This is a genomic window from Micromonospora sp. CA-263727 (assembly GCF_050942455.1).
GTDB lineage: Bacteria > Actinomycetota > Actinomycetes > Mycobacteriales > Micromonosporaceae > Micromonospora.
In genome coordinates this window covers 1373890-1386689 of the sequence record NZ_CP192031.1, presented here as the reverse complement: position 1 = coordinate 1386689, position 12800 = coordinate 1373890, and the positions used below count along the sequence as shown (strand labels likewise).

Sequence of the window (12800 nt, the reverse complement as noted above, 5' to 3'; positions counted from 1 at the left end):
CGCTCGCCCCGCTTGGGTCAGGCCCAGAGTTGGCCCTCCAGGGCGTCCTCCGCGTCGGCCAAAGTGCCGCCGTAGGCCCCGGTGCTGAGGTACTTCCAGCCACCGTCGCTGACCACGAACGCCACGTCGGCGCGGCGGCCGTCGCGTACCGCCTCGTGCGCCACGGCTAACGCCGCGTGCAGGACCGCCCCGGTGGAGAAGCCGACGAAGAGGCCCTCCACCTCCACCAGCTGCCGGGTACGCAGCACCGCGTCGCGGGTGCCGACGGAGAACCGCCGGTTGAGCACGGTCGCGTCGTACAGCTCCGGGACGTATCCCTCGTCGATGTTGCGCAGGCCGTAGACCAGCTCGCCGTACCGTGGCTCGGCGGCGACGATCTGGATGCCCTCGACCTTTTCACGCAGGTAGCGCCCGGTGCCCATCAACGTGCCGGTGGTGCCCAGCCCGGCCACGAAGTGGGTGATCGTCGGCAGGTCGTGCAGCAGCTCGGGACCGGTCGTCTCGTAGTGCGCCCGGGCGTTCGCCTCGTTGCCGTACTGGAAGAGCATCACCCAGTCCGGGTGCTCGGCGGCGATCTGCTTGGCGGTGGCGACCGCCTGGTTGGAGCCGCCCGCCGCCGGCGAGAAGATGATCTCCGCACCGTACATCCGGAGCAGTTGCACCCGCTCGGTGGAGACGTTCTCCGGCATCACACAGACCAGGCGATAGCCGCGCAGCTTGGCCACCATGGCCAGCGAGATGCCGGTGTTGCCGCTGGTCGGCTCCAGGATCGTGTCGCCCGGCCGGAGCCGGCCAGCCGCCTCGGCGGCCCGGACCATGAACAGCGCGGCCCGGTCCTTGATGCTGCCGGTCGGGTTGCGGTCCTCCAGCTTCGCCCACAGCCGCACCGGCGGCGCGCCGTCGGGCACCGTCGGCGACAGTCGGGGGAGCCCCACCAGCGGCGTACCGCCACAGGCGTCCAGCAGGCTGTCGTACCGCGCCATCGCGGCCGCCTCAGCTCGCGGCGACGGGCGCGCGACGCCCGGCGGGCGCGGCGGTGTGCTGGGCGGTCGCCGCAGCGGCGGCGGTGTGCTGGGCGATTGCCGCAGCGGCGGCGCTGTGCTGACTGATCGCCGCAGCGGCGGCGAAGCCGAACGCGCCACCGGCCACCGCGGGCAGGATGGTGACGCCGTCGCCGTCGTTCAGCTTGGCGTCCAGCGCGCCGAGGAAGCGGACGTCCTCGTCGTTGACGTAGACGTTGACGAAGCGGTGCAGCGCGCCGGCCTCGGTGACCAGCCGGCCACGCAGCCCGGCGTGCCGGGAGTCCAGGTCGGTCAGCAGGTCGTCCAGCGTGTCGCCGCTGCCCTCGACGACCTTCGCGCCGCCGGTGTAGCTGCGCAGGATGGTGGGGATGCGAACCTCGATGGCCATGGTGTCGTACTCCTCGATCGGGTGTGCTCGGTGACGGGAAAGGGTGTGCGGGGCTGAGCGGGTCAGCGGCCCGAACACTCGTAGTCGACCGTCGCCGGGCTCTGCCCGAACATGTAGGACTGCACGGCGTGCGGATCCACCCCGGCGTCGAGGATCCGTACCGGCTCCTCGGTCACCACCCCGTCCACGATGCGGAAGGAGCGGATCTCCTCCGTGTCGGGCTCGCGGGTGGAGACGAGCAGGTAGTGCGCGCCGGGCTCACCGGCGAAGGAGATGTCCGTCCGCGAGGGGTAGGCCTCGGTGGCGGTGTGCGAGTGGTAGATGACGACGGGCTCCTCGTCCCGGTCGTCCATCTCACGCCACACCCGCAACTGCTCCATCGAGTCGAACTCGTAGAACGTCATCGAACGGGCCGAATTCTCCATCGGGATGTGCCGGGTCGGTGCGTCGCTGCCGACCGCACCGGCGACCACACCACAGGCCTCGTCGGGATGATCCCGACGGGCGTGGGCGACGATCGCGTCAACGATCGACCGGTCGATGCTCAGCACGCCGACAAGCGTAGCGCCCGGCGGCGGCCGGCCGCGAGGCGGTGCCGGTCACAGTCAGTCGATCAAGGCGTTGAGCAGGGACTCCTGGAGATAGCCCAGATAGGCGTAGACCGAAAGCTGGAACACCCGGCTGGAGGTGGGGTCCTCGGCGACCGCGTCGTCGAGCTCCACCCCCAGGTCCGTCCCGTCCTTGATCTCCAACCGTACGCCCATCGCCAACCGGGCGTCGTTGAGCGCCCGCAGCCACGCCTCGGCGGCCTCGGCGTCCAGCCGGACCTCCCCGCCGCCGTCGCCGGGCAACGCGGCCAGGATCGCCCCGGCCTGGTCGATCTTGGAAGTCTTCAGGTCACCCTCGGTGTAGCGGCGGAACTCCGCGGTCCCCGCCGCGTCCTCCGGGTAGACCTCGGGAAAGAGCCGGCACACCACCGGGTCGGAGTGGTCGAAGCCGTCGGTCAGCAGGCCAACCACCTCGGAGGCGACCTTGCGCAGCACCCGCACCTCGTCGACGGCGAAGGTGGCGACGTACCGGTCGCCCCGGCGGCGGAACATACTCACGGTGCCACCCCTGTTCGCGACTGCGGGGCTCGCAAACCCGGCTCACTCCTCGCGCTCACGGTGCCACCCCTGTTCGCGACTGCGGGGCTCGCAAACCCAGCTCACTCCTCGCCCTCACGAGCGGTCCACCGTCGCCCAGAGGCCGTACGCGTGCAACTGCGAGGCGTCGTGCTCCATCCGCTCCCGGGCGCCGCTGGAGACCACGGCCTTACCCTTGTGGTGCACATCCAGCATGAGCTGCTCGGCCTTCTCCCGGCTGTACCCGAAGAGCTTCTGGAACACCCAGGTCACGTAGGTCATCAGGTTGACCGGGTCGTCCCACACGATCGTCACCCACGGCCGGTCGGCCGCCGGCACCTCATCGGTGTCCGGGGTCTCGACCGGTGCAACCTGCGGAGCCGCCATGCCCCCCATCGTGCCACCGGATCCGCGGAACCGAGGAACCGGAACGCCGGACCGGCCCGGATCGCCACCCTCGGCCCTGCCGTGTGCACGCCCGGTCCTGGTCCGGGCGTGCGCAGGCGCCCCGTCGGCGTTGCCGGCGAGGTGGACGGCGGGACCGTCAGGCGAGCAGGATGCCGTGTTCGGCAGCATCGGACAGCACCGTGCCGAGCGAGAGACGGACCACCTCGAACCGGCGGGAGATCTCCCGGGAGAGCTCCAGTTCGATCTCCCGCAGCGCCCGCTGGGCCCAGGCCCGGGCGGCGCTCGGATCGTCGTTGCCAGGGGTACGCCAGTGCTGCCAGCAGCCACCGGCGAGCGCCACCGCGACCGGCGGGAGCACCTCCGTGCGGGCCGGCGCGGGGTACGCGGAGAGCGCGTCGATCGCTGCGGGGCCGGTCAGCCCCGTCACGCCCGCGCTGCTGGTGACCAGCATCGCCCGCTCCAGATCCTGGCCGGTGTTGTGATCGGCCATGCCGAAGCGGACCGCCTGGTTGATGCGGCGGCGGACCCCTTCCGCCAGCGGCACGCCGAAGAGCCGCCCGGCGGTGTCGTCGATCAGCTCGCGGACGGCGTGGTCGCACTGCGCGGTGGCCAGCAGCGACAGCGCCTCCAGCTCGCGGTCGAGCAGTTGGGGCAGCCCGGCGCAGCCGACACCGAAAACGATCTCCTGCACCACGCGCAGGTGCAGGTTGGCCAGTTCCAGCGCCAGATGCTGACGGATGCGCTGGGCCAAGGACCGCACCTTCCGGTCGAGCTGCTCGGACCAGTCGCCCGGTTCGGCCAGCACCGGCACCCGGCCGTACGTGCCCGGCACCTCCGGCGGCTCGACGCTGGCCCGGCGCAGCCCCTCGTCGGAGGCCCAGCCGACCAGCGCCCGGGTCAGGTCGGTCGCGCCGTCCCTGATGATCGGGAACCAGCGGGCGTCGGCCAGTCCCGGCACGGCGGCGAGCAGCGCGGCCCGGGATGCCTCGACGGTGACCGTGACCGGATCCACCGCCGGGCCGCCGGACTCCCCCGGGCCCTGCGCCGCCGACGTGCCCTCGGGAACCGCCGCCCACCCGCCGCTGCCCGGCGTGACGGCGAAGAAGACCCGGATCGGAGTCCCGGCGACCTCGGAGAGCAGATTCAGTTCCGCGGCGCCGAAGGACTGGTCCGCCGCGATCACCACGAGCAGTGCGCCGGCCCGGCCCACCGCGTCGAGCAGCACTCCGGCGCCGGCCGGCCCCAGCGACGCGGTGTCCGGCGTGTCGACCAGGATGAGCCGCTTCAGCAACGGCTCGGGCAGGGTCAACTCGACCCGGCGCGGTGGCCGGGCCAGCGCCGGCCCGACCGCCGGCGACTCCGGGCGGTACGAGTGCGGCGACCGGTAGCCGGGCACGTAGGCGGCCCGGGTGGGCTGCAGGGAGTGCCGGACCACCAGCCAACTACCGGCCGGCGCGCTCAGCATCCCGGCGTCGAGTTCCAGCAGCGCGGCGAGTACGCCCGCTCGTCCGGCGTCGGCGGGGCCCACGGCGATCACCGCGAGCGGCTCGCGCGGGTCGTCGCCGGTCACACCGAGCCGATCCGGAAACGGACCGGGACCGGGCGGCCCGGCCGCGTCGTCGGACGTGCCAAGGTCGTGGAGAGGGCCCGGCTTCATCAGGCGGCGGCCTCCGAGGAAGGGCGGCCGGCGTGGTCGGCCGCGGCGAACATCCGGTGACGACACCCGGATTCCGGAAGAGTACGGGCGCCGGCATCGGGAACGGGACAATTCAGGTACTCAGCGGTAACTCTGCGACTACTCAACTTAACCCGCTCGGGCTACCGGTCGGGACGCAGTTCCATCGATATGCTGCGGGAATGGGTCGGTGGAGATTCGTGGGCCGGACGGCAGAACTCAACCGTCTGCGGGTGGCGGTGACCGGTGCCGAGGGGCGGGGAATCTTCTTCACCGGCAGCGCGGGCATCGGCAAGAGCAGCCTGCTCCGGCAGGGAGTGGACGCGCTTCCCGGCGAGGAATACGCGGTCTGGTGGATCGCGGCCAGCGCCACCACCGCGGCGATGCCCTTCGGCGGGCTGGTGCAGGTGCTCCCCGTCGAGCAGCCGCAGGGTCTCTCCCCGGCGGGCATCCTGCGTTGGGCCCTCGACGTGTTGCAGCAGCAGGCCGCCGGCCGGCGGATCGTGCTCGCCGTCGACGACGCGCACCTGCTGGACCCGCCGTCGGCCGCGCTGGTGCACCTCGTGGCGCGCGCGGAGAACGCCTGCGTGGTGGGCACCCTGCGCGACGGCGAGCAGATCCCGTTGCCGATCCGGGCACTGTGGACGGACGGCCTGGTCGAGAACGTCGAGCTGAGCCCGCTGGCCCCCACCGAGACCGCCGGGCTGCTCGCCGCCATTCTGGACGGCCCGGTCGACGGCGGCTCGTCGGAGCGGCTGGGCCGGCTCAGCGCCGGCAACCCGCTGCTCCTGCGCGAGCTGGTGCACGCCGCCCAGGGCAGTGAGGAGCTCACCGAGCGGTACGGCATCTGGACCTGGACCGGGCGTCTGGAGCTGGCGCCCAACCTGACCGAGCTGATCGACATCCGGATCGGCCAGCTCAGCCCCGGCGTGCGTGCGGTGGTCGAGCTGGTCGCGTTCGGCGAACCGCTGGGCCTGCGGCTACTCAACAGCGCGGTGGAGCAGACCGATGTGGAGACCGCCGAGGAACGCGGACTGGTCACCATGGTGGAGTCCGACCGGCGGCTCGACGTCCGGTTGGCCCACCCCCTCTACGGCGAGGTGGTACGCCGGCAGTGCCCGGTCAGCCGGACCCGCCGGTTGCAGGCGCACCTGGCCCAACTGGTGGAGGGGGTCGGCACCCGGCGACGGGAGGATCTGCTGCGGGTGGCGGTGTGGCGGCTGGACTCCGGCACCGCACAGGACCCGTCGATGCTGCTCGCCGCGGCCGCGCAGGCGTTCGCGCGCTACGACGTGCCGCTGGCGACCCGGCTGGCCCGCGCGGCGCTCGATGCCGGCGCCGGGTTCGACGCGGCGGAGCTGCTGGCCACCATCCTGATGTTCGCCGACCGGCCGGCCGAGGCGCTCGGCGTGCTCGACGCCGTCGCCACCGACACCGGCGACGAGGAGCGGCTCAGCCGTTGGCTGACGGCCCGCGGCATGGTCAGCTACTGGGGGCTGAGTCAGGAGTCCACGGTGGCGGAGATCGCTCGGCGCGGCACCGAGTTGACCGACCTCGCCGCCCAGGCCCGGATCCGCGCCTTCGAGGCGATCATGCGCCTGCACCGGCTGGACGCCCCGACCGCGCTGCGGCTCGCCCAGGGCGTGCTCGACCGGCCGGCGGCCAGCGTCGCCGCCCGCGAGCTGGCGCGCTGCACCATCGCCCACCTCCAGGCCGTGCAGGGCCAGCTGTGCCGCAGCGCCACGGCGGTGGACCTGGTGCAGTCGAAGGCGGCCAGTTGGCGGGCGGACATGCCGTACCTGCAACTGGCCGTGGAGCTGGCCCGGGGCACCCGGCTGACCCTCTCCGGCGACCTGAGCGGCATCGACACCCTGGTCGCCGACGAGTTCGCCGACCTGGCCGACGCGGGTGACTTCCGGCTCGGCACCGGCTACCTGGCGATCCTGCGGGCGTACGCGGCGCGGCTGCGCGGGCGCAGCGACGCGGCGTTGCAGGCCGCGCTCGGCGCCTGCGCGGTGCTGGCCACCAGCCGGGTCTACGCCGGGCTGGCCCAGGCCGAACGGGCCCAGGCCGCCGCGCTGCGCGGCGACGCCCGGCAGGCGGCCGAGGCGATGGCCGAGGCGGACCGCCTGCACGCGCCGAGCATGGCGGTGCTGTACCCGTGGCTGGAGCAGGCCCGGGCGGCTACGCTCGCCGCCGGCGGGGACCTGTCCGGCGCGGTCGCACGGCTGCACGAGCTGGCCGACCGGCTGCGCCTCGACGGCTTCGCCGGGCACGAGACGCTGGTGCTGCACGACCTGGTGCGGTTGGGCGAGGCCGCCGCGCCGACCGGGCCGACCTGCTCCGACGGCGGCCGCCGCACGGTCGCCCAGCGATTGTCGGAGTTGTCCGAGCAGGTCGACGGGGACCTGCCGCCGCTGCTGGCCCGGCATGCCCGGGCGGCGGCCGACGGGGCGCCCGAGCAGTTGCTCGCCGCCGCCGAGGGCTTCGAGGAGCTGGGGTTGGCGCTGCCCGCCGCAGAGGCCGCGGCCGGCGCGGTGCAGCTGCTGCGGCAGCGCCGGTCGCCGGAGGTCACCGCGGCCAGCGAGCGGCTCGCCGTCCTGCTCGCCTGCTGTGACATGGTGCACACTCCGCCGCTGCGCGCGGCCACGCCGGCGCTGACCGGCCGGGAATGGCAGGTGGCCCGACTCGCGGCCGACGGCGAGACCAGTCGGGCCATCGCCGAGCAGCTCTTTCTCTCCGCCCGCACGGTGGAGAACCACCTACAGCGGATCTACAGCAAGCTCGGGGTGACCGGCCGGTCGGAGCTGAAGGCGGCGCTGCGGACGATCCCGGGCCACGACGGCACATCGGCGAACTGACTCTAGGCTGAAGGCGTGCACACCCGTCGTCCCGCGCTGCTCACCGATCACTACGAGCTGACCATGGTCAGTGCCGCCCTGCGGGACGGCACGGCGCACCGTCGCTGCGTGTTCGAGGTGTTCAGCCGGCGGCTGCCCACCGGTCGCCGGTACGGCGTGGTCGCCGGCGCCGCCCGGCTGGTCGACCTGATCCGGGAGTTCCGCTTCGACCCGGCCGACATCGACTTTCTGCGCCGGACCGGCGTGGTGGACGAGGCGGGCGCGGCCTGGCTCGCCGACTACCGGTTCACCGGCGATGTCGACGGGTACACCGAGGGGGAGCTGTTCTTCCCCGGCTCGCCGATCCTCACCGTCTCCGGCAGTTTCGCCGAGTGCGTGGTGCTGGAGACGCTGGTGCTGTCGGTGCTCAACCACGACTGCGCGGTGGCCGCCGCCGCGGCACGGATGGTGACCGCGGCCCGGGGCCGGGCGCTGATCGAGATGGGGTCGCGGCGGGCGCACGAGGAGGCGGCGGTCGCGGCGGCGCGGGCGGCCTACCTGGCCGGGTTCCGGTTCACCTCCAACCTCGCCGCCGGCCAGCGGTACGGCATCCCCACCGCGGGCACCGCCGCGCACGCGTTCACCCTGCTGCACGACGACGAGCGGGCCGCGTTCGCCTCGCAGGTCGCCACGCTGGGCAAGGACACCACGCTGCTGGTCGACACGTACGACATCAGCCAGGGCATCCGCACCGCGATCGAGGTGGCCGGGCCGGAGCTGCGGGCGGTCCGGATCGACTCCGGTGACCTGGCCGTGATCGCCCAGCAGTCCCGGCAGTTGCTGGACTCGCTCGGCGCCACCGAGACCAAGATCATTGTCTCCGGCGATCTCGACGAGTACAGCATCGCGGCGCTCGCCGCCGAGCCGGTGGACATGTACGGCGCGGGCACCGCCGTGGTCACCGGCTCCGGAGCACCGACCGCCGGCCTGGTCTACAAGTTGGTCGAGGTCGACGGACGCCCGGTGGTCAAGCGGTCCGAGCAGAAGGCCACCATCGGCGGCCGCAAGGTCGCCGTCCGCCGGCACAAACCCACCGGCACCGCCACCGAGGAGATCATCGTCCCGCAGGGTGTGCCGGACCGGCGCCCCAACGACCGGCTGCTGCAACGGTCGTACGTGGTCGACGGCGAGCCGGTGACCCTGCCGACGCTGGACGAGGCGCGGGAGCACCTGCGCCAGTGCCTGATCTCCATCCCGTGGGAGGGCCTCAAGCTCTCCGTCGGTGACCCGGCCATCCCGGTCACCGTGGTACCGGCCGAGTGACAGTCGCTGGAAGGAGCGGAGTCGGTGCGCAACGCGCTGATCATCGTGGACGTGCAGAAGGACTTCTGCGAGGGCGGGTCACTGGCCGTGGCGGGCGGGGCCGGTGTCGCCGCCGGGATCTCCCGGCTGCTGGCCGCCGAGCCGGAGCGCTGGGACCACGTGGTGGCGACGAAGGACTACCACGTCGACCCGGGGCCGCACTTCGGCGATCCGCCGGACTTCGTGAGCACCTGGCCCCGGCACTGCGTGGTCGGCACCCCGGGCTCGGAGTTCCACCCGGAGCTGGCCACCGACCGGATCGAAGCGGTCTTCCACAAGGGCGAGTACGCGGCCGCGTACTCCGGGTTCGAGGGGCACGCCGAGGGCGGCGAGGGCCTGGCCGACTGGCTGCGCCAGCGGGGTGTGGAGCGGGTCGACGTGGTCGGCATCGCCACCGACCACTGCGTCCGGGCCACCGCCCTGGACGCCGCCCGGGAGGGCTTCGCCACCACCGTGCTGCTGGACCTGACCGCGGCCGTCGCCCCGGACACCACCGATGTCGCGCTGCGGGCCTTCGAGGGGGCCGGGATCACCACCGTGCGCGGGGCCCTGTGATCAGCACCGCATGATCAGGTAATTCGTTGGCGAGGGTCGCACCTCCAGTCGAGGATGTCCGGCGGAGGTACGGACCGACGTGAACATGAAGCCTTACCGGGAAGCGCTTGCCCTGCCCGGCCTGCGATCGTTGCTGCTGGTAGCGGTGTTGGCACGCATCCCGTTGACGGCGACCGGCGTCACGCTGACGTTCTACGTCGTACAGGATCTCGGGCGCGGTTACGGCGCGGCGGGGCTGGTCGGCGCGGCCATCACCGTCGGCGCGGCGATCGGCGGGCCGCTGCTCGGCCGGCTGGTGGACCGCCGCGGGCTGCGCCCCGTCCTGGTCCTCACCGCCGTGGCCGAGGCGATCTTCTGGGCCACCGCGCCGATGCTCTCCTACGCCGTGCTGCTGTCGGCCGCCTTCCTGGCCGGCGCGCTGGCGCTGCCGATCTTCTCGGTGATCCGGCAGTCCATCGCCGCGCTGGTGCCGCCGGAGCGACGCCGGCCGGCGTACGCGCTGGACTCGATGTCGGTCGAGCTGTCGTTCATGATCGGCCCGGCCCTCGCCACGGTCGGAGTCACCACCATCACCGCCCGCACCACGCTCTACCTGGTCGGCGCCGGCATCGTTGCCGCCGGCGTGGTGCTGTGGCTGCTCAACCCACCGGTGCGCAGCGCCAGCGAGGCGGCGCACGGCCCGCAGCCGAAGATCGCCCGCCGGCAGTGGCTCACCTCGCGGCTGGTCGCCGTCTTCGCGGTGAGCACCGCGGCCACCCTGGTGCTCGGCGGCACCGACGTCGCGGTGATCGCGGTGCTGCGGGAGAACGGCGACGCCGGCTTCACCGGCGCGGTGCTCTCCGTCTGGGCGGTCGCGTCGCTGGTGGGCGGCTTCGCGTACGGCGCGGTCCGCCGCTCGTTCTCCCCGGTCGCGCTGATGGGCGCGCTGAGCCTGTGCACCATCCCGGTCGGGCTCGGCGGCGGACACTGGTGGCTGCTCTGCCTGGCCCTGGTTCCGGCCGGGGCGCTCTGCGCGCCGACCATCGCGGCCACCTCCGACACGGTCAGCCGGCTGGTCCCGGCCGGCGTGCGCGGCGAGGCGATGGGTCTGCACGGCTCCGCGGTCACCGTCGGCATCGCCGTCGGCGCCCCGCTGGCCGGGGCGGTCATCGACGCCTCGGCACCCCTGTGGGGCTTCGCGGTCACCGGCGCGGTCGGCGCGCTGGTGGCCCTCGCGGTGCTGCCGATCGAGCTACGTCACCGCCGCGCCGACCGGGCGGCGGCCACCGTCCCCGACGGCGACGCCAGCACGGCTGCCGCGCCGGTACGCGACGACGACGCCACGCCCGCCCTCGTCCCCGCCGGCCGGTAGCGGGGCGTCGGCCTGGCCGCCGCTTGCTACCTCGGTTTTGGTCCCTTTGCTCTGCCCCAACCCACGCAATGGTGTTCGACCAGCTCGAACCTGCTTGCCCGCGCAGACTTGCTGACCCACGGCAGGCTCACCGCGCGGCCCCTACCCGGCCCCGGGCAGCCGGGTGCGCGGCGGCAGGTGGGTGGGGAGAGCGCGACAGGCGCCGGCCCCGGGGAGGGCCAGCGCCTGTCGTACGTGTGGTGCGCGTGGGTCAGCGGCGGTCGATGTCGCTGGCGATGTCCTCGGTGTAGCTGGCACCGCCGTCGGCCTCGCTGGTCAGCGGCTTGGCACCGCCCTCGGGCGGACCGGCGATCGACTGCCCGGCGGCCAGTTCGGGGAACTTCGCGTCGAACGCCGGCCGCTCGGAGCGGATCCGCGGCATCCGGTCGAAGTTGCGCAGCGGCGGCGGCGAGCTGGTCGCCCACTCCAACGAGTTGCCGTAGCCCCACGGATCGTCGACCTCGACCACCGGGCCGGCCTTGTACGACTTCCAGCAGTTGTAGATGAACGGCAGCGTGGAGATACCGGTGATGAACGCGCCGACCGTGGAGATCATGTTGAGCGTGGTGAAGCCGTCGCCGGGCAGGTAGTCGGCGTACCGCCGGGGCATGCCCTCGTTGCCCAACCAGTGCTGCACCAGGAAGGTGGTGTGGAAACCGATCATGGTCAGCCAGAAGTGAATCTTGCCGAGCCGCTCGTCGAGCATCCGGCCGAACATCTTCGGGAACCAGAAATAGATGCCGGCGAAGACCGCGAAGACGATGGTGCCGAAGAGCACGTAGTGGAAGTGCGCCACCACGAAGTACGAGTCGTGCATGTGGAAGTCGAGCGGCGGGGCGGCCAGCAGCACCCCGGTCAGGCCACCGAAGAGGAAGGTGACCAGGAAGCCGACGGCCCACAGCATCGGCGTCTCGAAGCTGATCTGGCCCCGCCACATGGTGCCGATCCAGTTGAAGAACTTCATGCCGGTCGGCACGGCGATCAGGTAGCTCAGGAAGCTGAAGAAGGGCAGCAGCACCTGGCCGGTGGCGAACATGTGGTGCGCCCAGACGCTCATCGACAGGCCGGCGATGGCGATGGTCGCGGCGACCAGACCCTTGTAGCCGAAGATCGGCTTACGCGAGAAGACCGGGATGATCTCGCTGATGATGCCGAAGAACGGCAGCGCGATGATGTAGACCTCGGGGTGACCGAAGAACCAGAACAGGTGCTGCCAGAGCATCGGCCCGCCGGTGTCCGGGCTGTAGACGTGGGCACCGAGGAGGCGGTCGGCGGCGAGCGCGAAGAGCGCGGCGGCCAGCAGCGGGAAGACCAGGATCACCAGGAGGCTGGTGACCAGCATGTTCCAGGTGAAGATCGGCATCCGGAACATGGTCATGCCGGGCGCGCGCAGGGTCAGGATCGTGGTGATCAGGTTGACCGCGCCGAGGATCGTGCCCAGACCGGAGATGGCCAGACCGACCACCCACATGTTCGCGCCGACACCGGGGGCGTGCTCGCTCGTGCTCAGCGGGGTGTACGCGGTCCAGCCGAAGTCCGCCGCCCCACCCGGGGTGAGGAAGCCGGCGGTGGCCATCGTGCCGCCGAAGAGGTAGAGCCAGTACGCGAAGCTGTTCAGCCGCGGGAAGGAGACGTCCGGCGCGCCGATCTGGATGGGCACCACGTAGTTGCCGAAGGCGAACACGATCGGCGTCGCGAAGAAGAGCAGCATGATCGTGCCGTGCATGGTGAACAGCTGGTTGTACTGCTCAGGCGACAGGAACTGCAGCCCGGGCCGGGCCAGTTCGGCCCGCATGATCAGAGCCATCAGGCCACCGATCATGAAGAACACGAACGCGGTGACCATGTACATGATCCCGATCTGCTTCGCGTCCGTGGTCCGCAGCAGCCGCGCGATGGCCGACCCCTTGACCGGATCCCGGACCGGCCAGGGCCGGGTCACGACCGGCTTGGGTGCGACGGTGGTCACGAGTGGCCTCCGGTTCTGGGTTGTCCCGCTCGGCACGCGAGTCTCTACGGGCCGTTATCCGCAAGGA

11 protein-coding genes are annotated in these 12800 nt (G+C 72.3%); 4 read left to right on the top strand and 7 right to left on the bottom strand.

Features of this window, described 5'->3' with window-relative positions; all coding sequences use genetic code 11:
* Positions 1–17: 17 nt before the first annotated feature.
* From ACQPYA_RS06470 to ACQPYA_RS06445, 6 genes are all read right to left on the bottom strand, one after another.
* Complete coding sequence (locus ACQPYA_RS06470) at positions 18–983, bottom strand: PLP-dependent cysteine synthase family protein (protein WP_433531728.1); 966 nt, start codon at positions 981–983, stop codon at positions 18–20.
* 10 nt (positions 984–993) lie between these two features.
* Positions 994–1410, bottom strand: coding sequence for a MoaD/ThiS family protein (locus ACQPYA_RS06465; RefSeq protein WP_433531727.1), 417 nt, complete (start codon positions 1408–1410; stop codon positions 994–996).
* 62 nt (positions 1411–1472) lie between these two features.
* Entirely contained in the window at positions 1473–1961 is a 489-nt protein-coding gene (locus tag ACQPYA_RS06460; protein ID WP_433531726.1) for a Mov34/MPN/PAD-1 family protein, read from the bottom strand.
* 54 nt (positions 1962–2015) lie between these two features.
* Positions 2016–2510: a DUF2017 domain-containing protein gene (locus ACQPYA_RS06455; RefSeq protein WP_433533397.1), complete on the bottom strand. Its 495-nt coding sequence runs from the start codon at positions 2508–2510 to the stop codon at positions 2016–2018.
* A 120-nt stretch (positions 2511–2630) separates the two neighbouring features.
* Entirely contained in the window at positions 2631–2921 is a 291-nt protein-coding gene (gene clpS / locus ACQPYA_RS06450) for an ATP-dependent Clp protease adapter ClpS (protein ID WP_093401920.1), read from the bottom strand.
* A gap of 157 nt (positions 2922–3078) precedes the next feature.
* Positions 3079–4512 (bottom strand): hypothetical protein, encoded by a 1434-nt coding sequence (locus tag ACQPYA_RS06445; protein ID WP_433531725.1) that lies wholly within the window; start codon positions 4510–4512, stop codon positions 3079–3081.
* Positions 4513–4799: 287 nt separating this feature from the next.
* Between ACQPYA_RS06445 and ACQPYA_RS06440 the strand changes: the two genes are divergently transcribed.
* The 4 genes from ACQPYA_RS06440 (at position 4800) to ACQPYA_RS06425 (ending at position 10725) form a co-directional block, all read left to right on the top strand.
* Positions 4800–7478 carry a LuxR C-terminal-related transcriptional regulator gene (locus ACQPYA_RS06440; RefSeq protein WP_433531724.1) on the top strand — a complete coding sequence of 893 codons (2679 nt, stop codon included), beginning with the start codon at positions 4800–4802 and terminating at the stop codon, positions 7476–7478.
* A gap of 15 nt (positions 7479–7493) precedes the next feature.
* A complete protein-coding gene (locus ACQPYA_RS06435) occupies positions 7494–8780 on the top strand; it encodes a nicotinate phosphoribosyltransferase (RefSeq protein ID WP_433531723.1) in 1287 nt (428 codons plus the stop codon).
* A 24-nt stretch (positions 8781–8804) separates the two neighbouring features.
* Positions 8805–9374 (top strand): isochorismatase family protein, encoded by a 570-nt coding sequence (locus tag ACQPYA_RS06430; protein ID WP_433531722.1) that lies wholly within the window; start codon positions 8805–8807, stop codon positions 9372–9374.
* Positions 9375–9459: 85 nt separating this feature from the next.
* On the top strand, positions 9460–10725 hold the full coding sequence (locus ACQPYA_RS06425; RefSeq protein WP_433533396.1) for an MFS transporter: 1266 nt from the start codon (positions 9460–9462) through the stop codon (positions 10723–10725).
* 250 nt (positions 10726–10975) lie between these two features.
* Here the strand turns inward: ACQPYA_RS06425 and ctaD are convergent, their stop codons facing one another.
* On the bottom strand, positions 10976–12733 hold the full coding sequence (gene ctaD / locus ACQPYA_RS06420; RefSeq protein ID WP_433531721.1) for an aa3-type cytochrome oxidase subunit I: 1758 nt from the start codon (positions 12731–12733) through the stop codon (positions 10976–10978).
* Positions 12734–12800 lie beyond the last annotated feature (67 nt).